Below are 21,754 nucleotides of genomic sequence, written 5' to 3' on the forward strand. Positions count from 1 at the left end.
CGGTGCCCAGGACCGTCCACCGACGTGGACGACATCGACCGATCCTACGGGGCGGGGCCGGGCCGCCACGACGCCTTTCCCGGCGGCCCGGGCCTGCTCGAGGTCCTCCGTTCCGGCTCAGCGCGCCTGCCCCCGGCCTGCCTGGGCGTTGATAGGTTCGCCGCCATGAACGCCGGTCGCCGTGGGCTGCGGCTCCTCCGTTCCAGCCGCTGGGCGCTGCTGGTCCTGCTCGGCGCCGGCGCGGGCGCCATCGGTCACCACCACGGCTGGGCCCGCGCGGTCGCGGGGCTCGGCGTCGCGGCCGGTCTCGTCCAGCAGCTCGCCCTCCTCGCGCTGGCGCGGTACCGGCGGCGGCCCGAGGAGTTCCGGGTCGAGCTGCCGATGGCCGTCGCGCTGACCCTGGCCGTCGGGGTCTGGTGCGCCATCCAGCGCCCGACCCAGCTGCCGGGCGCGGTCGCCCTGACTCTCGTCTCCCTCGCCGTCGTCGGGGTGAACCGCTCCGCCCACGAGTCGTCCCTGCCGGTGCTCCTGGCCGCCCACCTGGCCGGCGTGGACGCAGAGCCGCCGCCACCGCCGCACCGCTGGCATCCGGGCCGGCTGGCGGCCGGCACGCTCAGCCTTCTGGTCCTGGTCGTCGTCCTGGCGACCCTCGGCGCGCGGCTGGTCCACCTCGCGCTGGTGGTGCTGGTTCTGGTGGTCGCGCTCGGCGTGCTGGGCAGCTCCCAGCGTCGGGTCCGCGCCCACCAGCTCGCCGTGCGTCGAGCCCTGCGCGACCTGGCCCCGGTGTGGGCCATGCCCTACAACGGCATCGCCGCCTTCCACCTGGGCATGTGGGCGCCCTACCTGCAGCGCACCGGCCGGCCGGTGATCGTGGTCACCACCATGCAGGAGACCTTCCGCCGGGTCGGCGCCGCCTACCACCTGCCGCTGATCTGTGCCCCGGACCTCGGTCCGGCTTCGCCGTCGAGCCTGTTCCCGCCGTCGGTCAAGGCGGCCTTCTACGTGTTCAACGGCTCGAACCGCCGCTTCCTCGAGGTGCGCCGGGTCCGGCACGTCTTCCTTCAGCACGGTGACAGCGACAAGGCGGGTTCGGCCAACCCCTTCTCACTCCGCTACGACCACATCGTGGTGTCCGGACAGGCCGGGATCGACCGGTTTGCCGCCTCCGGCCTGGCGGTGCCGGCGCACCAGTTCGTGCTGCTGGGCCGGCCGCAGACCGCCGACATCGAGCTCAGCACCCGCCCGGTCAGCTCGGCCCGTCCTCCGGTCGTACTCTACGCCCCCACCTGGAAGGGCCGGGCCGAACGCACCAGCTACTCCTCGCTGCTGCTCGGCCCGCGGATCGTCCGGACGCTGCTGGGCCTCGGAGCCGTCGTGGTGTTCCGGCCGCACCCGGCCGGGCGGAACTTCGCGCCCCACGTCCGGGCGATCAAGCGGATCCGGGCGATCCTCAGGGCGGACGAGGCGGTCACCGGCCGGCCGCACCGCTGGGGTCCGGCCGCGGAGGGCGTCAGTGTCGCCGAGGTCGTGAACTCCTCGGACGCGATGGTCTCCGACGTGTCCGGGATCGTGACCGACTACCTCGCCTCGGGCAAGCCGTTCGCGATGGTCTCGACCCGGCACCCCGCGGAGGAGTTCCGCCGGCTCTTTCCCACCAGCCAGGCGGCGTACGTGATCGAGTCCGACCTGGCGGGCCTGCGGGAGACCCTGCAGCAGATGCTCGGTCCCGACCCGCTGGCCGAGCGGCGGGCCGAACGACGTTCCTACTACCTCAGCGAGCGAGACGGACGGGAGGCCGCCGACGCCTTCGCCACCTGGGTCGAGAGCCTGGCCGCCGAGCCGGCGCGCGACTCAGCCGGGACGGAACGCCGATCCGACACGGTCCAGCGCGCCCTCCTCCACCGGTAGCCGGCCGCGCCGGACGGCGGCCACCAACCCGGCGTGGTCGACCTCGGTCTGGTCGGCGTAGGCGCGGGCGAACCCGGCCAGGGCACGGTCCAGCTTGTCCGAGGGGCCGGCGTATCCCGCGATCATCGACGCCCCGCTCGTCCGGGCGTGCCCCTTGGCCAGCAGGTGCCCGACGATCCCGGCGTAGTCGCTGAGTGCTGCGGCATCGATCGCGTCCAGCGGAATGGTGCCCTTCATGTTGCGGAACTGCCGCACGTAGTACTGGTTGTCCGCCACGGTGGTCCAGCCGAGCAGCGGGTCGCTGACCGTCTGCAGCGCCTGCTGGTACTCCACCACCCGCTGCCCCTGGTGGGCGTGCCAGGCCGAGTCGCCGTGCACGTACGGGGCCAGGACGGAGCGTCGGGCCTGCTTGAGCTGCAGGAAGACCACGTCATCGGGACTGCTGCCCTCCAGCAGGGCGACGTAGGCGCGAAGCCCGACGCTGCCGACCCCGACGACCTTGTGGGCCAGGTCCACCAACGTGTAGCCGCCCAGCGCCCGACGCCAGTGCGGAGCCAGGGTGGCGAGGTAGCTGTCGAGGGCGACGGCGACGGCCTCCGCCTCCTCGGCTCCGACCCGGGTGATCAGCGGCGGCTCCTCGACGATGTGCCGGACGCCGTCGTGCTCGGCGGTGAACCGCGGCAGCGCGCGGTCGCTGGTCCGGGAGCGGGCCCGCTTGGCCGAGCGGCGGATCTCCTCCCGCAGGGACTTCTCAGTCACCGTCTCGTGCAGCCGGCCGACGTCGAGCCGGTTGTAGCTGCGCATCAGCAGGGGTTGCTCGGCCAGGAACCGGACCTCGTCCCGGTAGGCCGCGACGCAGGCCAGGACGGCGTCGCGGCACTGGCTCTCGCTGGAACCGTTCTCGCGGCCGGCGACCCAGATGCTGGCGACCAGCCGGCGCAGGTCCCACTCCCAGCCGCCGGGGTGGGCCTCGTCGAAGTCGTTGAGGTCGATCACCAGCTCGCCCTCCGGCGAGGCGTAGAAGCCGAAGTTGCCGAGGTGGGCGTCGCCGCAGATCACCGGGGTGATGCCGGTGGCCGGCAGCGCGGCGACGTCGGCGGCCATCACCACCGCCGTGCCCCGCAGGAACCCGTACGGCGAGGTGACCATCCGGGCCACCCGGACCGGGACCAGCCAGTCGAGCCGGCCGCGGTGGGACTCCTCGAGCAACGCCACCGGGTCGGCACGGTCGGGCGGGGCCTCCCAGCGGCCGAGTGAGGAGCGCGGCACCTGGTGCCGCAGCTCCTTGCCCATGGCGTACCGGTCCTCGCGCGAGCTCGGCCGGCGGCGGAGCGAGGAGAAGACGTCACTGTCGGCCGACGCCAGCACCTGGTGACCCCGCGACGGCTCGTTCACCCGGCGGACCCCGTTCCGGCCGGACGGACCCGGGGGCGCAGGTCGTCGGCGGGAGGGCTCCAGCGCCCGGCGTCGGCCGGCAGCTGCTCGCCGGTCCGGATGTCCTTGACCTCGCCGGCGCCGGGAAACCAGACGAACGGGATGCCGCGGCGGTCGGCGTAGCGAATCTGTCTCCCGAACCTGTCCGCGCGCGGCGCCACCTCGCAGGCGATCCCGCGGGCCCGCAGGCTCTCCGCGACCGCGACCGCGTCGTCCCGGGTCCCCTCCGACTGCACCGAGACCAGGACGGCGCTGGGTACGGCGCGGGTCGGGACCAGCAGGCCGCGCCCCAGCAACGGCGCCAGCAGCCGGGTGACGCCGAGGGACAGCCCGACACCCGGGTAGGTCGTGCGGCCGTCGCTGGCCAGGGAGTCGTAGCGGCCGCCGGAGGAGATGGAGCCCCACGACTCGTAGCCGACCAGCTCGGTCTCGTAGACGGTCCCGGTGTAGTAGTCGAGGCCGCGCGCGATCTTCAGGTCGGCCACCAACCGACCGGGGACGTGCTGCCGAGCCGTACGGACGACGTCGGCCAGCAGCTCCAGACCCTCGTCGAGCTCGTCGGAGCGGACACCGAGCCGCTGCACCTGCTCGACGAAAGACTCGTCCGCGCTGGAGATGGAGGCCAGCTCAACCACCGACCGAGCCTGCGCCAGGCTCAGGCCGGCGTCGCCGACGAGCAGGTCGGTGACCCGTTCGGCTCCGATCTTGTCGATCTTGTCGACCTGGCGCAGCACCGCAGGCGGGTCCGGAACGTCGAGGCCGCGGTAGAAGCCTTCGGAGAGCCGGCGGTTGTTGACCCGCATCAGGGCGGGCGGCAGCCCGAGGTCGACGTGCAGCCGCTCGAGTGCGCCGAGGGTGACCAGCGGCAGCTCGACGTCGTGGTGGGCGGCCAGCGTCCCGGCGTCGACGATGTCGATGTCGGCCTGGGTGAACTCGCGGTAGCGACCCTCCTGTGGTCGCTCCCCGCGCCAGACCTTCTGGATCTGGTAGCGCCGAAACGGGAAGGCCAGCTGGTGCGCGTGCTCCAGGACGTAGCGGGCGAACGGCACCGTGAGGTCGAAGTGCAGACCGAGCTCGGCCGGCGTCCCCGGCTCGGCGGCCACCCGCTGCACGGCGTAGACCTCCTTGTCGATCTCGCCCTGCTTGGCCAGGGTGTCCAGCGGCTCGACGGCCCGGGTCTCGACCGAGCCGAACCCGTGCAGCTCGAAGGTGTCCCTGAGCACGTCCAGCACGTGCTGCTCGACGATCCGGCCCTCCGGCGTCAGCTCGGGAAAGCCGGACAGGGGCTTGGGGCGACTCACGACGTGCTCCTCGGGCGGGTGCTCTGACCCTGCAGGTCCTGCAGGTACGGGTTGTGCGCGCGCTCGGCCGTCATGGTGGTCTGGGGGCCGTGGCCGGGCAGGACCGCCGCCGCGTCGGGCAGCGTCAGCACCTTGGTGCGCAGGCTCTCCAGCATGTCGGCGGGGTTGCCGCCGGGCAAGTCGGTCCGGCCGACCGAACCGGCGAAGAGCACGTCACCGGAGAAGACCAGCGACTCGAAGCCGTCGAGCGCCACGTCGAGGGCGAACATCGTCGACCCTCGCGTGTGCCCGGGGGCGTGGATGGCCCGCAGCTCGAGCCCGGCGACCGCCACGGTGCCTCCGTCGGCAAGCTCGTGCACGGTGTCCGGCTCGACGAAGGTGCTGCCCGGCGCCAGCCGCTCGACCAGGGCGGAGGCGTCGGGACCCATGCCGAGATACGGGTCGGCGAGCAGCGTCCGGTCCTCACCGTGGACCCAGCAGGCCGCGTCGCTGCTGCGGCACAGCGGGGTGACCGAGAAGGTGTGGTCGAGATGCCCGTGGGTGAGGACCACCGCGACCGGCTTCAGCCGGTGCTCCCGGACAATCTCCCGCACCGGGTCGACGGCGCCCATCCCGGGGTCGAGGACCACGCACTCCGTCCCCGTTCCGGTGGCGAGGACGTAGCAGTTGGTCTGCCAGACCCCGGCTGGGAACGACGCGATGAACACAAACCTGAGACTATCGGGCAGGATTGGGCCATGACTGAAGCCGCTGGCCCACCGGCCCCCGGTGCCGGGGCGCCTGCCTCGTTCGGACGGGTCGACCCGGACGGGACGGTCTTCGTCACCACAGCCGCCGGCGAGCGCAGCGTCGGTCAGGTTCCCGACGTGCCGGTCGAGGAGGCGATGGCCTTCTTCACCCGCCGGTACGAGGCGCTCGAGCTCGAGGTGTCGCTGCTGGAACGCCGGGTCGCCTCGGGTGCCCTGTCCCCAGACGACGCGGCCGGATCGGTCAAGACGGTACGGACCGCGGTGGACGGGGCGAACGCGGTCGGGGACCTCGACCGGCTGCTCGCCCGGCTGGACGCCCTGGCCCCCCGGCTCGCCGAGGCGCGAGCCGCGAAGCGGGCCGAACGCGCCAGGGCGACCGAGGTCGCGCGGGCGGCCAAGGAGTCGTTCGTCGTCGAGGCTGAGCTGCTCGCTGCCGGCAACGACTGGCGCGGCGGGGTGAACCGCTTCCGCGCGCTGCTGGACCAGTGGAAGACCCTCCCGCGGCTCGACCGCGCCACCGACGACGAGCTGTGGCACCGGTTCTCCAGTGCCCGGACGACCTACACCCGCCGTCGCAAGGCCCAGTTCGCCCAGCAGGGTGAGCAGCGGGAGACCGCACGGGCGGCGAAGGAGAAGCTGGTGATCGAGGCGGAGGCCCTCGCCGGCTCCAGCGACTGGGGCCCGACCACGGGCACCTACCGCGACCTGATGACCCGCTGGAAGCAGGCCGGATCAGCTCCACGCGGGGTTGATGAGACGCTGTGGCGGCGCTTCCGAGCGGCCCAGGACGCGTTCTTCGCGGCCAAGACCGCAGCGATGAGCGAGCAGGACGCCGAGTTCGCCGCGAACGCGGAGGCCAAGGAGTCGCTGCTCGCCGAGGCCGAGGCGAAGCTGCCCGTCACCGACCCCGCGGCCGGACGGGCGATGTACCGCGACCTGCTCGAGCGTTGGTCCGCCCTCGGTAAGGTCCCGCGGGACTCGATCCGGCCGCTGGAGAACCGCCTGCGCGCCATCGAGGAGGCGGTGGACCACGCCGAGGAGGACCGCTGGCGCCGGACCAACCCCGAGGCACGCGCTCGCGCGGAGGAGACCGCCGCCAAGCTCGAGGCGCAGATCGCCCAGCTGGACGACCAGGCCGCCGCCGCCGACGCCCGCGGGGACTCCCGTCGCGCCGCCGACGCCCGCAGCTCGGCCGGCACCTACCGCGAGTGGCTGGAACAGGCCCAGAAGGCGGTCGCCGACTACTCCGGCTGACCACCGCCGTCGGGTCGGCTCGCACGTCGTGGCACCGCCAGCACGGTCACTTCACACCCCGTGGCGCACAAAATGCCCGTTCTCAGGGGTGTCAAGCGGGCCGTAGGGCTGTGAAGTGACCGTCTCACCTGGTTTGGGGGGCTCGGAGCGGCCGCGCGACCGACTCAGGGACGGGGTTACTGGGAGATGCGGTAGACGTCGAAGACTTCGGGGACGTTGCGGACGGCGCGGAGGACGTGGTCGAGGTGGGTGGGGTCGGCCGTCTCGAAGGTGAACTTGGCCCGGCAGATCCGGTCCTTGGTCGTGTTCAGCGCGGCGGACAGGATGTTCACGTGCTGGTCGGACAGGGTCCGGGTGATGTCGGAGAGCAGCCGGGCCCGGTCCAGGGCCTCCACCTGGATGGCCACCAGGAACGAGCTCTTCGCGGTCGGAGCCCATTCGACGTCGATCAACCGCTCGGGCTCGGAACGCAGGCTGCTCGCGTTCACGCAGTCGGTCCGGTGCACCGAGACGCCCGCGCCGCGGGTGACGAAGCCCATGATGTCGTCGCCCGGGACCGGGGTGCAGCACTTGGCCAGCTTGACCCACAGGTCGGTGGCCCCGACCACCCGGATGCCGCTCTCGCTGCCGCTGCTGCCGGCGGTCCGCCGACGGCGGCCGGTGACCACGCGGTCCTCGCTCGTCTCGTCCGCGGCGGCGTCCTCACCGCCCTCGACGCTGATCAGCCGGTTGACCACGGCCTGGGCGCCGACGGTGTTCTCCCCCACCGCCGCGTACAGCGCGGTGACGTCGGGCAGCTTGAAGTACCCGGCTACGGCGGTCAGGTGCTCGAGGGTGAGCAGCCGTTGCAGCGGCAGGCCGGCCTTGCGCATCTGGCGGGCCAGCGCCTCCTTGCCCGACTCCACCGACTCCTCGCGGCGCTCGCGGGTGAAGTGGTGGCGGATCTTGTTCCGTGCCCGCGGGCTGGCGACGAAGCCCAGCCAGTCCCGGCTCGGGCCGGCGTTCTCGGCCTTCGAGGTGAAGATCTCGACCACGTCGCCGTTGGCCAGCACGGACTCCAGCGGCACCAGCCGGTTGTTCACCCGGGCACCGATCGTGCGGTTGCCCACCTCGGTGTGGATCGCGTACGCGAAGTCGACGGGGGTGGAGCCCTGCGGCAGGGTCATCACGTCGCCCTTGGGGGTGAACGCGTAGACCTCGGTGGAGTTGATCTCGAACCGCAGCGCGTCCAGGAACTCACCGGGGTCGGCGGACTCACGCTGCCAGTCCATCAGCTGGCGCACCCAGACCAGCTCGCCGGCGTCGCCCGGGTTGGCCGTCGGCGCGGCGCCCTCCTTGTACTTCCAGTGAGCCGCGACCCCGAACTCGGCCCGGCGGTGCATCTCCTCGGTACGGATCTGCAGCTCGACCGGCTTGCCCTCGGGCCCGAGCACCGTGGTGTGCAGGGACTGGTACATGTTGAACTTGGGCATCGCGATGTAGTCCTTGAACCGCCCCGGCAGGGGGTTCCAGCGGACGTGCAGGATGCCGAGCGCGGCGTAGCAGTCGCGGTTCTCCTCCACCAGCACCCGCAACCCCACCAGGTCGAAGATGTCGGAGAAGTCGCGGCCGCGGACCACCATCTTCTGGTAGATCGAGTAGTAGTGCTTGGGTCGACCGGTCACCAGGGCCTTGATCTTGGCGGCCTTGAGGTCGGCGGTCACCTGCGCGACGACCCCGGTGAGGAACTCGTCGCGGCTCGGGGCCGCCTCGGCGACCAGGCGCACGATCTCGTCGTAGATCTTGGGGTGCAGGGTGCTGAAGGCGAGGTCCTCCAGCTCCCACTTGATGGCGTTCATGCCCAGCCGGTGGGCCAGCGGGGCGAAGATCTCCAGGGTCTCCGAGGCGATCCGGGACTGCTTGTCGGGTCGGAGGTAGTGCAGCGTCCGCATGTTGTGCAGCCGGTCCGCGAGCTTGATCACCAGCACCCGGATGTCACGGCTCATGGCCACGACCATCTTGCGGATGGTGTCGGACTTGGCCGACTCGCCGTACTTGATCTTGTCCACCTTCGTACAGCCGTCGACGAGCAGCGCCACCTCCTCGCCGAAGTCGCGGGTCAGCTGGGCGAGCGTGTACTCGGTGTCCTCGACGGTGTCGTGCAGCAGCGCGGCGCAGAGGGTGGTCTCGGTCATCCCCAGCTCGGCGAGGATGGTGGTGACGGCGAGCGGATGGGTGATGTAGGCGTCGCCGCTCTTGCGCAGCTGACCGCGGTGGTGCTGCTCGGCGATGCGGTAGGCCCGCTCGACCACGCCCAGGTCGGCTTTGGCGTGGTTGGCCCGGATCACCCGGAAGAGGGGCTCGAGCACGGGGGTCTGCTGCTTGGCGCTGCCCAGCCGGGCCAGCCGGTGCCGCATCCCGTAGCGGGGCTGCTCGCCGGGGACGCCGACGGACTGTCCGACCCGGGCGCTGTCGAGGGCGACCGGCGTCGCGCCCTCGTCGGCGTCCTCGGTCGAACCGCGGACGGCCGTGCCCTGATCACTCACCGATGGTGCCCCTCACCTCACGCCAGGCAGCCAGTCTAGGACCGGTCACCGGTGTCGATCGCGTGCCGCACCACGACGACCTGGTCGCCGGTCTCGAGCCGGGCGACCGTGGGGTCGTAGAAGCGGCGGAGCGTCCGGTTGCGGACCACGGCGATCACCGCCTCGTCCTCGACCTGGCCGGGCGACAGCCCGACCTCGGCCGGGGTGACCTGACGCTCCCCCACCTCCATCCCCTCGCGCGAGGAGAGCAGGTCCTCGATCACCGTGCCCAGGTTGGGGCTGGTCGCGGACAGGCCCAGCAGCCGGCCGACCGCCTCCGAGGAGGTGATGACGGCGTTGGCGCCGGACTGGCGTAGGAGCGAGGCGTTGTCCTCCTCGCGGACCGCCACCACGACGTGCGCGCTCGGGTTCAGCTGGCGCACCGTCAGGGTGACCAGGATCGCCGAGTCGTCCCGGTCGAGGGTGATGATCACCTCGCGGGCCTTGATGATCTCCGCCCGCCGCAGCACGTCACGCCGGGTGGCGTCGCCCTCGATTGCGGCGTAGCCGCGCAGGTTGGCGTCGGCGACGGCTCCCGCCCGGCCGTCGATGACCACGATCTGGGCGGCGTTGCAGCCGTTGGCGACGACGGTGTCGACGGCGCTGCGGCCCTTCGTTCCGTAGCCGACCACCACGACGTGGTTACGCATGTGCTTCCTCCAACGTCGGTCCAAGAAGATCCGCCGGCCCTCGTTGGCCAGCACCTGCAGCGTCGTGCCCACCAACAGCACCAGGAAGAGGATCCGCAGCGGCGCCACGATCACCGCGTTCAGGATCCGCGCGTGCGGGGTGATCGGGGTGATGTCGCCGTAGCCGGTGGTGGTGATGGTGACGGTGGCGTAGTAGAGCGCGTCGACCAGGTTGACCGTGCCGTCGTGGTTGTCGGTGTAGGAGCCCCGGTCGAACCAGACCAGCACCACGATGGCCAACAGCAGCAGCAGGGCCAGCAACGCACGCCGGGCCAGCTCGACCAGCGGCGAGGTCACCCGCGCCGGCAGGTTGACCAGGGCGTCGCTCGTCCACGGCCGACCGGTGCGTCGCGAGCCGACGATGGCCCGGCTACCGGCACCCGGGGGTGAGGTGCTCACGCAGGCGCCGAGGAGTCGTCGGGGGTGACGATCAGCGCGTGGACCTGGTCCAGGCCGTGCTCGGCCAGCAGGGCGCGTCCGTGCAGGAAGCCCAGCTCCATCACCACCGCGACCTGGCTCACCTCACCACCGAGGCGGCGGACGAGCTCGGCGGTCGCCACCACCGTGCCGCCCGTGGCCAGGACGTCGTCGACGACCAGGACCCGCGCCCCGGGGACGAGCGCGTCCTCGTGCATGGCCAGGGTCTCGGTGCCGTACTCGAGGTCGTAGGTGACCGAGACACACGCCCGCGGCAGCTTGCCGGGCTTGCGCACCGGGGCGAACCCGACACCCAGGGCCAGGGCCACCGGCGCACTGAAGATGAAGCCGCGGGCCTCCATGCCCACCACGACGTCGACGTCGCGCGGGGCACCTCGGACCAGGCCCTCGACGGCCTCCCGCAGCCCGGAGGCCGAGCTGAGCAGCGGCGTGATGTCCTTGAACGTGACCCCCGGCTTCGGGAAGTCCCGGACGTCGACGACCAGGGACGCCAGGTCGAGCGGCATGTCAGGCCGCTATTTCCGTCGCTGGCTGCGCGGCTTGTTCTGCGGCTGCGGCCGCTTCGCGGCACCCTCGCTGACCGGGCGCACCGGCACCGTTCCGGCAGCCGCCCGGGTGACGGTCAGCGCCGTCGCCCCCTCCCGGACCCGGCCCCGGTGGCCGCCGCGATCACTCTCGGGGTCGTCGTCGGGGTGACTGTCGAGCACGTCCTCCACGCCGTCGGTCGCGCCGCCGGTGGCACCGTTGACCGCGGTCACGTCACCGCGGCCCCGGGCACTCTCCTTGGCTCGCCGGTTCGCCACCCGCGTGGCCAGCTTGCGCATCTCCGGGTCGCGTTCCTTGAGCTGGGCCAGCAGCGGCGTGGCCAGGAAGATCGAGGAGTACGCGCCGGAGACCATGCCGACGAACAGCGCCAGGGCCAGGTCCTTCAGCGGCCCCTCGCCGAGGATGAACGCCCCGGCGAAGAGCAGCGCGGCCACCGGCAGCACGCCGATCACGGTGGTGTTGATGGAACGCACCAGCACCTGGTTGAGCGCGAGGTTCGCCGCCTCGCTGTAGGTCCGGCTGGTGCTCGAGCGCAGGTCCCGGGTGTTCTCGCGCACCTTGTCGAACACGACGACCGTGTCGTACAGCGAGTAGCCCAGGATCGTCAGGACGCCGATGAGGGTGGACGGGGTGACGGTGAAGCCGACCAGGGCGTAGATGCCGATGGTGAGGATGAGGTCGTGCCCCAGGGCCACCAGACCGGCACCGGCCATCGTGCCGTTGCGGAAGTAGGCCCAGATCACCAGCCCGACGAGGACGAGGAAGACCAGCAGCGCGATCAGCGCCCGCTCGGTGATCTGGCTGCCCCACGAAGCCCCGATCAGGCTGTAGGTCACCTGGTCACTCGACACCTTGGCTTCGGCGCCGATCGCGGCACGCACCTTCGGCACCTCCGACGTCGGGTCCAGCGTCCGGGTCTGGACCCGGACCTGAGTGCCGCCGATCGTGTTGATCGTGCTGTCGTCCAGGTTCGGCACGCCCGAGCGGTCGAGGGCGTTCTGCATGTTGTCCACGGTCTGGGAGTTGACCGTCGTGGTGGCGCGGAAGTCGGCCCCACCCTTGAACTCGATGCCGAACTGCAGCCCACGGATGCCGAGCGCGCCGAGGGAGATCACGATGAGGATCGCCGAGATCGCGTACCAACGACGACGGCGGGAGATGAAGTCGTAGGAGACCTCACCGGTGTAGAGGCGGTGCCCCAGCTGACCGAAGCGCGACATCAGGCCTTCCCTCCGCTGGTCACGACGCCGGGCCGGCCGCGACGGGTGCCGGGCAGCGAGGTCACCCCGAGGTGTTCCGGGTCGAGCCCGGACAGCTTGTGGCCGCCGCCGAAGAACGTCGTCCGGGCGAGCAGGGTCATCATCGGCTTGGTGAAGACGAAGACCACGAGCACGTCGATCACCGTCGTCAGTCCGAGGGTGAAGGCGAAGCCGCGGACCGAGCCCACGGCCAGGATGAACAGGATCAGCGCCGAGAGCATCGAGACCGCGTCGGCGATCAGGATGGTCTGCCGGGCGCGTCGCCAGCCCGTCTCGACGGCCGTCCGCAGGCTGCGGCCGTCGCGGACCTCATCACGGATGCGTTCGAAGAAGATGACGAAGCTGTCCGCCGTCACACCGATGGCCACGATGGCGCCGGCGATGCCGGGCAGGTTGAGCGCGAAACCCACGGAGCTGCCCAGCAGCACCATGCACGAGTAGGTGAGGACGGCCGCCACGGCCAGCGAGGCCACCACCACGATGCCGAGACCGCGGTAGTAGAGGAAGCAGAAGATCACCACGAGGCCGAGGCCGATGAGGCCGGCGATGATCCCGGCGCTCAGCTGCTCGCCCCCGAGGGTGGCGGAGACGTTGTTGACCTCGTCGACGGTGAAGGCCAGCGGCAGCGCGCCGTACTTGAGCACGTTCGCGAGCTCGGTGGCCGAGGTCTGGTTGAAGTTGCCCGTGATCTGCGCCTGGCCGCCCGGGATGGCCGCGCTGACCGACGGCGCCGAGATGGTCTTGCCGTCGAGCACGATCGCGAACTGGTTCTCGGGGCTGGTGCGGGTGGCGAGCTCGCGGGTGGTGTTCTCGAAGGCGGTACCGCCGGCGCTGTTGAATTGCAGGTTCACCACCCACTCGATGCCCTGCTGCGGGATACCCGCGTTCGCTCCGGTCAGGTCGTTGCCCTGGATCAACGTCGGGCCGAGGAGGTACTTGATCGTGCCGTCGGACTCACACGAGAACAGTGGCTGGTCGGAGACGTCGACCTGAGCCCCCGCCTGGTCGCAGGTGAAGGCGGCGAAGTCGCTGGTGTCGGTCGCGCTCGGCTGCCAGCTGATCGCCTTGTCCGGTGGGGTGCCCTTGCCCTCGACGCTCGGCTTCGGGGTGGTCGGCGCCGGCGGGGCCGTGGGCAGGGCCGGCATCGGCCGCTTGTTCCCGCTCGGGCTGGCGGAAGCTGAGGGGTCGGACGAGGCCGGTGCCTGGGCCGAGGTGCCGCTGCTCGGCGCGGTGCTACTGGACGCCGTACTGCTGGGGGCGGTGCTGCCCGTGGCGCTCGGCTCGGGGCTGGCGGTGGCCGGCGGGGTGACCTGCTCGGCGGCGTACACGGCCCGGAACCGCAGCACGGCGGTCTGCCCGACCAAGGCGACCAGCCGGTCCTGCTGGATGTTGGGCACGCTGACGTTGATCTGCTTGCCACCGGAGGTGGTGACCTCGGACTCACCGACTCCGAGGCTGTCCACCCGGTTCTGGATGATCTGCCGCGCCTGCTCGAGGCTGGCCGGGTCCACCGAACCGGACCCCGTCGTGTTCTTCGCCGTCAGCGTGATGGTGGTGCCGCCGCGGAGATCGAGGCCGAGCTTGGGCGTCCAGGTCTTGCTGAGCGCCATCAGTCCGACGAGGACGACGATCAGGGCGAGGAGGACGGTGAGGGTACGGCCGGGATGGCCACTGCGTACTGCCACTGCGGATGGGTTTCCTTGGTCTGGGGCCGGGCGGGCCGGCGCGGGCTGGTGAGGAACTCAGCCGAGGCGCGAGGTGTCGGCCCCCGCCGACCGGGGCTGCTCGGGCGCGACGGCCGGGGGCACCAGCACGTCGGGATCGGACACGCCCTCCGGCTCGGCGACCACGTCGGTCTCGAGCTCGTCGTCCAGGCCCTCGTACTCGGCGTCCTCGTCGGCCGGGGTCACCTTGCGGGCGATCGCCTGCTTGAGGACCGTGAGCTCGACGCCCGGAGCGGTCTCGAGCACGGTCTGCTTGTCCCCGATCGAGACGATCGTGGCGAAGATGCCACCGCCGGTCAGCACCCGGTCACCGGGGGCGAGCGCGTTGAGCGTCTGCTGGATGGCCTGCTGGCGCCGCTTCTGGGGGCGCAGGATCAAGAAGTAGAAGGCGACCACCATCAAGGCGATCATGATCAACGTCGTGTAGTTTCCCATGGCTCCAGCGTTCGTTCGGGGGCGGACTGAGGTTGCCCCCAGAGTCTGCGGTGACCGGCCCGGACCGGCGCCGACCGACGTACTCTACCCAGTCTGAGCCCGATCGCGACGTCAGCCAAACAGGTCCGGGGGGGTGTCGGAGGTCCCCGCGCCGCTCGGTGGGGTCAGTCCGAGGTGCTCCCAGGCGGCCGGCGTGGCCACCCGACCACGGGGGGTCCGCATCAGGAAACCCTGCCGGACCAGGAACGGCTCGGCCACCTCCTCGACGGTCTCCCGCTCCTCGCCGACGGAGATCGCCAGCGTCGACAGCCCGACCGGGCCACCGGCGAACCGTCGACACATCGCCGTCAGCACGCCGCGGTCCAGCCGGTCCAGACCGAGCTCATCGACCTCGTACAGCTCCAGTGCCGCCTGCGCGACGGCCCGGGTCACCCGTCCGTCGGCGCGGACCTGGGCGTAGTCACGCACCCGGCGCAGCAACCGGTTCGCGATCCGCGGTGTGCCCCGGCTGCGGCGGGCGATCTCGACCGCGGCGTCGTCGTCGACCCGGGCACCGATCAGCTGGGCGGAGCGGTGCACGATGTGCTCCAGGTCGGCGGCGTCGTAGAAGTCGAGCTGTGCGGTGAAACCGAACCGGTCCCGCAGCGGGCCCGGTAGCAGGCCGGCCCGCGTCGTGGCCCCGACCAGGGTGAAGCGCGGGATCTCCAGCGGGATCGCGGTCGCGCCGGGGCCCTTGCCGACCACCACGTCGACCCGGAAGTCCTCCATGGCGAGGTAGAGCATCTCCTCCGCCGGACGCGACATCCGGTGGATCTCGTCGAGGAAGAACACCTCCCCCTCCACCAGACCCGAGAGGATGGCGGCCAGGTCGCCGGCGTGGGTGATGGCGGGGCCGCTGGAGATCCGCAGCGGCGCCGCCATCTCGGCGGCGATGATCATGGCCAGCGTGGTCTTGCCCAGCCCGGGCGGTCCGGAGAGCAGCACGTGGTCGGCCACCGTCCCGCGGTGCCGGGCGGCCTCGAGTACCAGGCCCAGCTGGTCGCTCACCCGCGGCTGCCCCTCGAACTCGGCCAGCGTGGACGGCCGGAGCGCCGACTCCGCAGCCCGTTCGTCCGGGTCGGAGTCCGGCCGGACCAACGAGCCGACGTCGGCCGCGTCGACGTCTCTCATGGTCGGGCCTCGCTCATCGGCGGGCCAGGGTCTGCAGGGCCGCCCGCATCAGCACGGCGACACTGGTCGACGGGTCGTCGCGCATCAGCGGCTCCACCTCGGTGCAAGCTGCGTCGGCGTCCTTGGCCGGCCAGCCGAGACCGATGAGACCCTGGGTGACCTGGTCCCGCCAGGCCGGACCGGTGCCGACCGGCGCGTGCGGCTCGGAGCTGAGTCCGACGGTGTTGATCTTGTCCTTGAGCTCGATCACCATCCGCTGGGCGCCCTTGCGGCCGACCCCGGGCACCCGCATCAGCGCGACGAGGTTCTCCGAGGCGATCGCGGTGCGCAGCTCGTCGGGGGGCAGCACGGCCAGCGCAGCCTGGGCCAGCTTCGGCCCGACGCCGGTCGCGGTCAGCAGCAGCTCGAAGAACTCACGCTCGTCGGCCGTGGCGAAGCCGTACAGGGTGAGCGAGTCCTCCCGAACCACGAGTGAGGTGGCCAGCGTCGCGCGGTGTCCGACCCGTAGGCCGGCCACGGTGTTCGGGCTGCAGAGGGCCAGCACTCCGAGGCCGCCGACCTCGACCACCGCCGACGTCGGTCCGACCTGCATCACCGTGCCGCTGAGCGAGGCGATCATGGCGCTGTTCCCTTCAGACGGGCTCGGCTGAACGCCCGGCGCTGTCGGGCCGCGGACGCGCCCGCCGCGGCCACGGCGGCGTCCATCCGGGCGGTGGTTCCGCCCCGCCAGACGTGGCAGATGGCCAGGGCGAGGGCGTCGGCGGCGTCGGCGGGCCGGGGCGGCTCGACCAGACGCAGGATGCGGGTGACCATGGCGCCGACCTGGTCCTTGCCGGCGCGGCCGGAGCCGGTGATCGAGGCCTTCACCTCGCTCGGGGTGTGCAGGGTGACCGGGATCCCGCGTCGGGCGGCCACCAGCATCGCGATCCCCGCCGCCTGGGCCGTCCCCATCACCGTCTGCACGTTGTGCTGGGCGAAGACCCGCTCCACCGCCACGGCGTCCGGCCGGTGCTCGACCACCCACTCCTCGATCGCCGCCTCGAGCCGGACCAGCCGGAGCGCGGTGTCGAGGTCCGGAGGTGTTCGGACGACGTCGACGTCCACCAGCCGGGGCGGCTGGCCGGGGCGACCGTCCACGACGCCGAGCCCGCAGCGGGTCAGGCCGGGATCGATCCCGAGCACGCGCATCGGTGCCCCTTCCTTGGGCTATCGAACAAGCGTTCGCAGCCTAAGGCGCGATGATGCGCGGGCTCGGCATGACACGCGTTCCGCCGCCGAGTAGTAGCAGCTCCAGGCGGGAGGGAGTGAGGGCCGGACGCTCAGCCGATGCTGGCGAGGACCTCGTCCGAGGCGTCGAAGTTGGCGTAGACGTTCTGCACGTCGTCGGAGTCCTCGAGCGCGTCGATGATCTTCATGACCTTCTCGACGGTGAGCGCGTCCACCTCGGTCGTGAACTCCGGCACGAACGAGACCTCGGCGGAGTCGTAGTCCAGACCGGCCTCCTGGACGGCGGTGCGGACGCGGACGGTGTCGGCCGGGTCGGAGATCACCTCGAAAGCCTCCCCGAGGTCGTTGACCTCTTCCGGGTCGGCGTCGAGGGTGGCCTCGAGGACGTCGTCCTCACCGAGCTCGCGGTTGCCCTGCTGCTTCGGCACGACCACGACGCCCTTGCGGCTGAACACCCGGGCGGTCGAGCCGACGTCGGCCATCGTGCCGCCGTTGCGGGTGACGGCGATCCGCACCTCCGACGCCGAGCGGTTCCGGTTGTCGGTCAGGCACTCGATCAGCATGGCGATGCCGGCCGGTCCGTACGCCTCGTACATCAGCGTCTCGTAGTTGGCCCCGCCCGACTCCGCGCCGGAGCCGCGCTTCACCGCACGATCGATGTTGTCCTTCGGGACCGAGGTCTTCTTGGCCTTCTGGATGGCGTCGTAGAGGGTCGGGTTGCCGTCGACGTCACCGCCGCCGAGCCGCGCCGCGACCTCGATGTTCTTGATCAGCTTGGCGAACGACTTGGCCCGGCGCGCGTCGACGACGGCCTTCTGGTGCTTGGTGGTTGCCCACTTGGAGTGTCCCGACATGCCGTAGACCTTATCCCCGACACTTATCGCGGGATGCGCCAGCGTGGCGTGGCCGGCTTGGTCTTCCACTCCACGGTCGACCACTGGCTGCGGGCGGCGGCCCGCATCAGCGGGATGTCGGGGCTGACGGCGACCGGGTGTCCGACGCTGGTCAGCATCGGCAGGTCGGAGTGGGAGTCGGCGTAGGCGTAGCTGCGGGCGAGGTCGACCCCGTGCAGTGAGGCGTAGTGCTTCAGCCACGCCGCACGGGACTCCCCCACCAGCGGCGGCCGGGCGAGGTAGCCGGTGCAGCGGCCGTCGGCGTCGGTGGCGAGCTCGGCAGCGACGATGACGTCGAAGTAGGGCCGCAGTGGCCGGGTCAGGGTCTCGACCGCGCCGGTGATGAGGATCGTGGTGTGCCCGGCAGCTCGGTGCTCGGAGATCCGGGCCAGCGCGTCCGGGGAGAGCCGGTCCATGATCGAGGGCGCCATGGTGGTGTCGACCCGCCGTTCGAGGGCGGCGAGGTCGAGGCCGCGGTAGCGGCGGTAGACCGCCCGCAGGAAGCTGCCGCGGTCCTGCTGCTCGGCCAGCAGGTAGCCGGGCAGCCGCCGGGCCACCTGGCCGACCTCCGCGAGCTGGCCGAGCGGGCTCAGGTCCGGCAGCCGCGACCACAGGTACTGCTCGACGACGTTGGTCGACATGATCGTGCCGTCGAGGTCGAAGATGGCGACGGCCGCGCCGCCGGCGGTGTCGCGGCTGAGGTCCTTCATGGTGGTGGGGCGCAACCCCCGCTTGCGCCGCAGCGCGTCCATCCGGCGCACCGAGGAGGTGATCGAGGGGCAGTGCACCTCCTCGATGTAGGTCCGCCAGTCATACATCGCGGTGTCGAAGTCGAAGTCGGCGACGTCGGCCGGGTCCAGCGATCGGCTCAGCGCCAGGGTGTGGTCGTCGACGAAGTGCAGCTCGGACTGCAGGTACTCGTTGTAGAGGCTGTTGTACCGCTTCAGACCGTCCAGCCGGCCACGGAAACGGTCGAGGTCGCGGGCGGCCTGGCGGACGCGTTCGGACCTCGGCACCTTGGTGATGACCCGCTCGGCCAGCTCGACCGCGCGCTCTGAGGTGTGGAGCAGCCGGCCCACCGAGGCGGAGCCGGGGAAGTCCCACTCGGGCAGCGGGGAGCCCGGCTTGGCCGTCTTCTCCAGCGGGTGGGCGAGGAAGTAGGCGCGGATGTGGCGGTACATGTCGGCGATCGTCAGCGGGTTCCGTGCTCCGGAGCTGACGTGGTAGAAGGCGCACTCACCCGGTCGGGGACGGGTGGCGCAGACGGCCACGATCGCGTTCACCACCAGGTCGCAGGGCACGACGTCCAGCACCGAGTCCGGCGAGCCGGGGAACTCGGGCAGCTCGTGCCGGCCGTACGCCAGGATCAGCGGCTCGGCCATCTTGAAGCCTTCGATCCAGCCGGGGAACGGGTGCAGCCAGGACGACTCGACGATGGCCGGCCGGACGATCGAGACATGCACCTGCGCGCCCAGGTCGGTGACGACCCGCTCGCCCAGGGCCTTGGTGAAGGTGTAGACGTCGGTCCAGCCCAGCGAGCGGGCCCGCTCGGTGCCCGCGGTCACGAGCTCGGCCTGCACCCACTCCTTGCGCCGCCGCTCGGTGTCGGCCGCGGTGGTCAGGTAGCCGGCGCGCCGGTGCTGCCGCTCGGCCTGCTTGCGCAGCACCGTCAGCCGCTCCGGCATCCGCGACTCGGCCTCGACCCGCTCGCGCATGGCGAGCCCGGCCAGGGTCTCGGCCTCGTAGTCGATCGTGTGCTCCTGCGGGGCCTCCGGGATCGCGCCCCGGCGCCGGCCCGCGGTGTACGCGGTGGAGATGTGCACGTAGTGCGGTACGCGGTCCGCCGCACCGTCCTCGCCCCGGCACGCCTCGAGCATCCGCTCCATCAGCGTCTTCGTGCCGACCACGTTGGTGGTGAACGCCTGGTCGATCGGGGGGTCGAAGGAGACGTCGCCGGCGCAGTGCACCACCACGTCGAGGTCCCGCGGCAACGCGGGCACGTTCGGCAGGTCGCCCTCGAGCACCTCGATCCGCGCGTCGACCAGGGCCTCGGCGCCACCGGCCGCGTCCCGGACGTCGGTGAAGATCTTGTGCTTGACCAGGGAGACCACCCGGTCGCGCGCGCTGGCCGAGCCTTTGCGGCGGACCAGCACCGAGGGGCGGGTCTCGGGCAGCTCGGTCAGGATCTTCCAGAGCAGCTGCTCGCCGATGAAGCCCGTGACCCCGGTCATCACGATCTTCTGACCGGCCAGCAGGTCGCGCAGCCGACCGTCCAGCACGGGGGTGGCGCTCACGAGCGCTCCAGCGGCGAGGATGCGGCCACGAGAGCCTCCTCGATGGTGAAGCTGCCGACGTAGAGCGCGGTCCCGACGATGGCCCCTTCGACCCCGTCCGGTACGAGCGCGCGCAGGGCGAGAAGGTCCTCCAGCGTCGAGATGCCGCCGCTGGCCACCACGGGCGCGTCGGTCCGGGCGCAGACGTGGGCGAGCAGCTCCAGGTTCGGGCCGCTCAGCATGCCGTCGGAGTCGACGTCGGTGACCACGTAACGGGCGCAGCCGGCGGCCTCCAGCCGGTCGATCGTCTGGTCGAGGTCGCCGCCCTCCGCGGTCCAGCCGCGGGCCGCGAGCCGACGGCCGCGGACATCGAGGCCGATGGCGATCCGGTCGCCGTACTGGCCGATCACCTCGTCGCACCACTGCGGCTGCTCGAGCGCGGCGGTGCCGATGTTGACCCGGCGGCAGCCGGTGGCCAACGCCTGTTCGAGAGAGGCGTCGTCACGGATGCCCCCCGAGAGCTCGACCTCGATCCGCAGGTGGTCGACGATCTCGGCGATGATCTCGGCGTTGGTGCCCCGACCGAAGGCGGCGTCCAGGTCCACCAGGTGGATCCACTGCGCGCCGGCGTCCTGCCAGCGCTCGGCGGCGGCGCGAGGATCACCGAAGACCTTCTCCGAGCCGAGCCGGCCCTGGACGAGCTGGACGGCCTGTCCTGCGGAGACGTCGACGGCCGGCAGCAGCACCAGCGGGTCCTGCGGCGAATTCACCCGATGACCCTACCGGAGCAATGCGCCCCCTTCGACAGGCTCGGGGAGCGGTGGTGGGGGTCAGCAGGCGACGGCGGAGAGCCCGAACCGGTGCCGGGCCGAGGAGCTGACGGCGCCGAGGAAGCTCTCCGAGCGAGCCGACGCCGAGGCGGTGTACCAGCTGTCGTCGATATCGCAGACCAGCAGCTCGGCCGGGGTGTCGGCCAGCACCAAAGGCAGGGTGTGCACCACCGTGGAAGGGAAGCTGATCAGCCGCCGAGCCAGCACGCCCCGCCGGGCGGCGATCTCCAGCGGCAGGTCGGGGCGGACCACGGCGACGCCGAGCTGCTCGATCGCGGCGAGCTTGCCGACGTCCTCCTTGCGGTGGGCGAAGTAGCGGTCGACGGCGTACTGGTCGACCAGGCTGGCCACCCCCTGGAGGTAGTGCCCCACGTCGACCACGCCGGTCTCCACCAGCGAGGTGCCGATCAGGTCCGAGCCGAGCTTGACCTCAGGGGTCGGGAACCGGTTGCGGACCCAGCCGAAGGTGTTCTTGACCACCGGCACCCGCGGCAGCTCGACGTCCAGGCTCGAGAACAGGCTGAGCCGGCAGCCCGAGCCCGGGCCGATCCGCCGACGGACGGAGTCCGAGACCTGGTCGCGGGCGAAGGCACTGATCTGGCGGCGCCGGTCGGGCGTGGCCACGCTGTGCCAGCGGGACAGGTGCTCACCGGCCACCCACTGCCGGGCGAACTCCAGCGTGGCGGTGCCGTCGTCCACGATCACCACCTCGGGCGCCCGGCTGATGCTCATCACCACCTGGAGGACACCGGAGAACGGGTCACCCACCACGAGCCGCTGGACGCCGGACAGCTCCGCGGCCAGGGAGCGGACGGTGCGGGCCGTCGCCGCGCCGCCCAGCCGGGGCTCGTGCCAGGAGACGCGTCGGCCCTCCTCCCGGGCCAGAGCGGACATCGCCCGCAGCTGACGCCGGGAGACGTCGTTGACCGGCGCCAGCACCGTGATGGCCAGGTCGTCGGCCGCCTCACCGGCCTGGTCGGCCCACTCGACCACGTTCAGCAGCTGGGCCGGGCTCTCCACCAGGGCCAGGGTCTGAGGCGCTGACGAGCGGGCGGCCATC

At 71.7% G+C, this 21,754-nt stretch carries 17 protein-coding genes and 1 pseudogene; 2 read left to right on the forward strand and 16 right to left on the reverse strand.

Features of this window, described 5'->3' with window-relative positions:
* The first annotated feature begins 24 nt into the window (after positions 1-24).
* Positions 25-1,908, forward strand: coding sequence for a CDP-glycerol glycerophosphotransferase family protein (locus ACFE7W_RS12460; RefSeq protein ID WP_375425113.1), 1,884 nt, complete (start codon positions 25-27; stop codon positions 1,906-1,908).
* Here ACFE7W_RS12460 and ACFE7W_RS12465 read toward each other — a convergent pair.
* The 3 genes from ACFE7W_RS12465 to ACFE7W_RS12475 are packed head-to-tail and all read right to left on the reverse strand — an operon-like array spanning position 1,852 to position 5,350.
* Entirely contained in the window at positions 1,852-3,303 is a 1,452-nt protein-coding gene (locus ACFE7W_RS12465; RefSeq protein ID WP_375425114.1) for a DUF2252 domain-containing protein, read from the reverse strand. The genes ACFE7W_RS12460 and ACFE7W_RS12465 overlap by 57 nt on opposite strands.
* Entirely contained in the window at positions 3,300-4,643 is a 1,344-nt protein-coding gene (gene hisS, locus ACFE7W_RS12470) for a histidine--tRNA ligase (protein WP_375425115.1), read from the reverse strand. The genes ACFE7W_RS12465 and hisS overlap by 4 nt, the downstream gene beginning before the upstream one ends.
* Entirely contained in the window at positions 4,640-5,350 is a 711-nt protein-coding gene (locus ACFE7W_RS12475; protein ID WP_375425116.1) for an MBL fold metallo-hydrolase, read from the reverse strand. Before ACFE7W_RS12475 ends, hisS begins: the two co-directional genes overlap by 4 nt.
* Between ACFE7W_RS12475 and ACFE7W_RS12480 the strand changes: the two are divergent.
* A pseudogene (locus ACFE7W_RS12480) lies at positions 5,343-6,646 on the forward strand (DUF349 domain-containing protein). The gene ACFE7W_RS12475 and the pseudogene ACFE7W_RS12480 sit on opposite strands and share 8 nt — an antisense overlap.
* A 176-nt stretch (positions 6,647-6,822) precedes the next feature.
* Here the strand turns inward: ACFE7W_RS12480 and ACFE7W_RS12485 are convergent.
* From ACFE7W_RS12485 to ACFE7W_RS12545, 13 genes are all read right to left on the reverse strand, one after another.
* Positions 6,823-9,171 (reverse strand): RelA/SpoT family protein, encoded by a 2,349-nt coding sequence (locus ACFE7W_RS12485; protein WP_375425117.1) that lies wholly within the window; start codon positions 9,169-9,171, stop codon positions 6,823-6,825.
* 35 nt (positions 9,172-9,206) lie between these two features.
* Positions 9,207-10,298 (reverse strand): potassium channel family protein, encoded by a 1,092-nt coding sequence (locus ACFE7W_RS12490; RefSeq protein WP_375425118.1) that lies wholly within the window; start codon positions 10,296-10,298, stop codon positions 9,207-9,209.
* Positions 10,295-10,843 carry an adenine phosphoribosyltransferase gene (locus tag ACFE7W_RS12495; protein WP_375425119.1) on the reverse strand — a complete coding sequence of 183 codons (549 nt, stop codon included), beginning with the start codon at positions 10,841-10,843 and terminating at the stop codon, positions 10,295-10,297. The genes ACFE7W_RS12490 and ACFE7W_RS12495 overlap by 4 nt, the downstream gene beginning before the upstream one ends.
* A gap of 9 nt (positions 10,844-10,852) precedes the next feature.
* The gene (gene secF, locus ACFE7W_RS12500) at positions 10,853-12,103 is read right to left on the reverse strand and encodes a protein translocase subunit SecF (protein ID WP_375425120.1); all 1,251 of its coding nucleotides are present in this window, start codon (positions 12,101-12,103) and stop codon (positions 10,853-10,855) included.
* Complete coding sequence (secD, locus tag ACFE7W_RS12505) at positions 12,103-13,827, reverse strand: protein translocase subunit SecD (protein ID WP_375425121.1); 1,725 nt, start codon at positions 13,825-13,827, stop codon at positions 12,103-12,105. The genes secF and secD overlap by 1 nt, the downstream gene beginning before the upstream one ends.
* A 57-nt stretch (positions 13,828-13,884) precedes the next feature.
* A complete protein-coding gene (gene yajC / locus ACFE7W_RS12510) occupies positions 13,885-14,301 on the reverse strand; it encodes a preprotein translocase subunit YajC (RefSeq protein ID WP_375425122.1) in 417 nt (138 codons plus the stop codon).
* 111 nt (positions 14,302-14,412) lie between these two features.
* Positions 14,413-15,471 (reverse strand): Holliday junction branch migration DNA helicase RuvB, encoded by a 1,059-nt coding sequence (gene ruvB / locus ACFE7W_RS12515; protein WP_375425123.1) that lies wholly within the window; start codon positions 15,469-15,471, stop codon positions 14,413-14,415.
* A 13-nt stretch (positions 15,472-15,484) separates the two neighbouring features.
* Positions 15,485-16,090, reverse strand: coding sequence for a Holliday junction branch migration protein RuvA (gene ruvA / locus ACFE7W_RS12520; protein WP_375425124.1), 606 nt, complete (start codon positions 16,088-16,090; stop codon positions 15,485-15,487).
* Positions 16,087-16,659 (reverse strand): crossover junction endodeoxyribonuclease RuvC, encoded by a 573-nt coding sequence (gene ruvC / locus ACFE7W_RS12525; protein WP_375425125.1) that lies wholly within the window; start codon positions 16,657-16,659, stop codon positions 16,087-16,089. The genes ruvA and ruvC overlap by 4 nt, the downstream gene beginning before the upstream one ends.
* Positions 16,660-16,790: 131 nt before the next feature.
* Positions 16,791-17,552 carry a YebC/PmpR family DNA-binding transcriptional regulator gene (locus tag ACFE7W_RS12530; RefSeq protein WP_375425126.1) on the reverse strand — a complete coding sequence of 254 codons (762 nt, stop codon included), beginning with the start codon at positions 17,550-17,552 and terminating at the stop codon, positions 16,791-16,793.
* Positions 17,553-17,575: 23 nt separating this feature from the next.
* Entirely contained in the window at positions 17,576-19,885 is a 2,310-nt protein-coding gene (locus ACFE7W_RS12535; protein WP_375425127.1) for an HAD-IB family hydrolase, read from the reverse strand.
* Positions 19,882-20,634, reverse strand: coding sequence for a bifunctional 1-(5-phosphoribosyl)-5-((5-phosphoribosylamino)methylideneamino)imidazole-4-carboxamide isomerase/phosphoribosylanthranilate isomerase PriA (priA, locus tag ACFE7W_RS12540; RefSeq protein ID WP_375425128.1), 753 nt, complete (start codon positions 20,632-20,634; stop codon positions 19,882-19,884). The genes ACFE7W_RS12535 and priA overlap by 4 nt, the downstream gene beginning before the upstream one ends.
* Positions 20,635-20,694: 60 nt before the next feature.
* A complete protein-coding gene (locus tag ACFE7W_RS12545) occupies positions 20,695-21,753 on the reverse strand; it encodes a hypothetical protein (RefSeq protein ID WP_375425129.1) in 1,059 nt (352 codons plus the stop codon).
* Position 21,754: the final 1 nt, after the last annotated feature.

Source organism: uncultured Friedmanniella sp., assembly GCF_964244285.1.
GTDB lineage: Bacteria > Actinomycetota > Actinomycetes > Propionibacteriales > Propionibacteriaceae > Microlunatus.

What these genes read in the sequence shown, in the direction of transcription:
- ACFE7W_RS12495 (WP_375425119.1), bottom strand. Translation starts at nt 10,843, where the DNA reads ATGCCGCTCGACCTGGCGTCCCTGGTCGTCGACGTCCGGGACTTCCCG.
- secF (WP_375425120.1), bottom strand. Translation starts at nt 12,103, where the DNA reads ATGTCGCGCTTCGGTCAGCTGGGGCACCGCCTCTACACCGGTGAGGTC.
- yajC (WP_375425122.1), bottom strand. Translation starts at nt 14,301, where the DNA reads ATGGGAAACTACACGACGTTGATCATGATCGCCTTGATGGTGGTCGCC.
- ruvB (WP_375425123.1), bottom strand. Translation starts at nt 15,471, where the DNA reads ATGAGAGACGTCGACGCGGCCGACGTCGGCTCGTTGGTCCGGCCGGAC.
- ruvA (WP_375425124.1), bottom strand. Translation starts at nt 16,090, where the DNA reads ATGATCGCCTCGCTCAGCGGCACGGTGATGCAGGTCGGACCGACGTCG.
- ruvC (WP_375425125.1), bottom strand. Translation starts at nt 16,659, where the DNA reads ATGCGCGTGCTCGGGATCGATCCCGGCCTGACCCGCTGCGGGCTCGGC.
- ACFE7W_RS12530 (WP_375425126.1), bottom strand. Translation starts at nt 17,552, where the DNA reads ATGTCGGGACACTCCAAGTGGGCAACCACCAAGCACCAGAAGGCCGTC.
- ACFE7W_RS12545 (WP_375425129.1), bottom strand. Translation starts at nt 21,753, where the DNA reads ATGGCCGCCCGCTCGTCAGCGCCTCAGACCCTGGCCCTGGTGGAGAGC.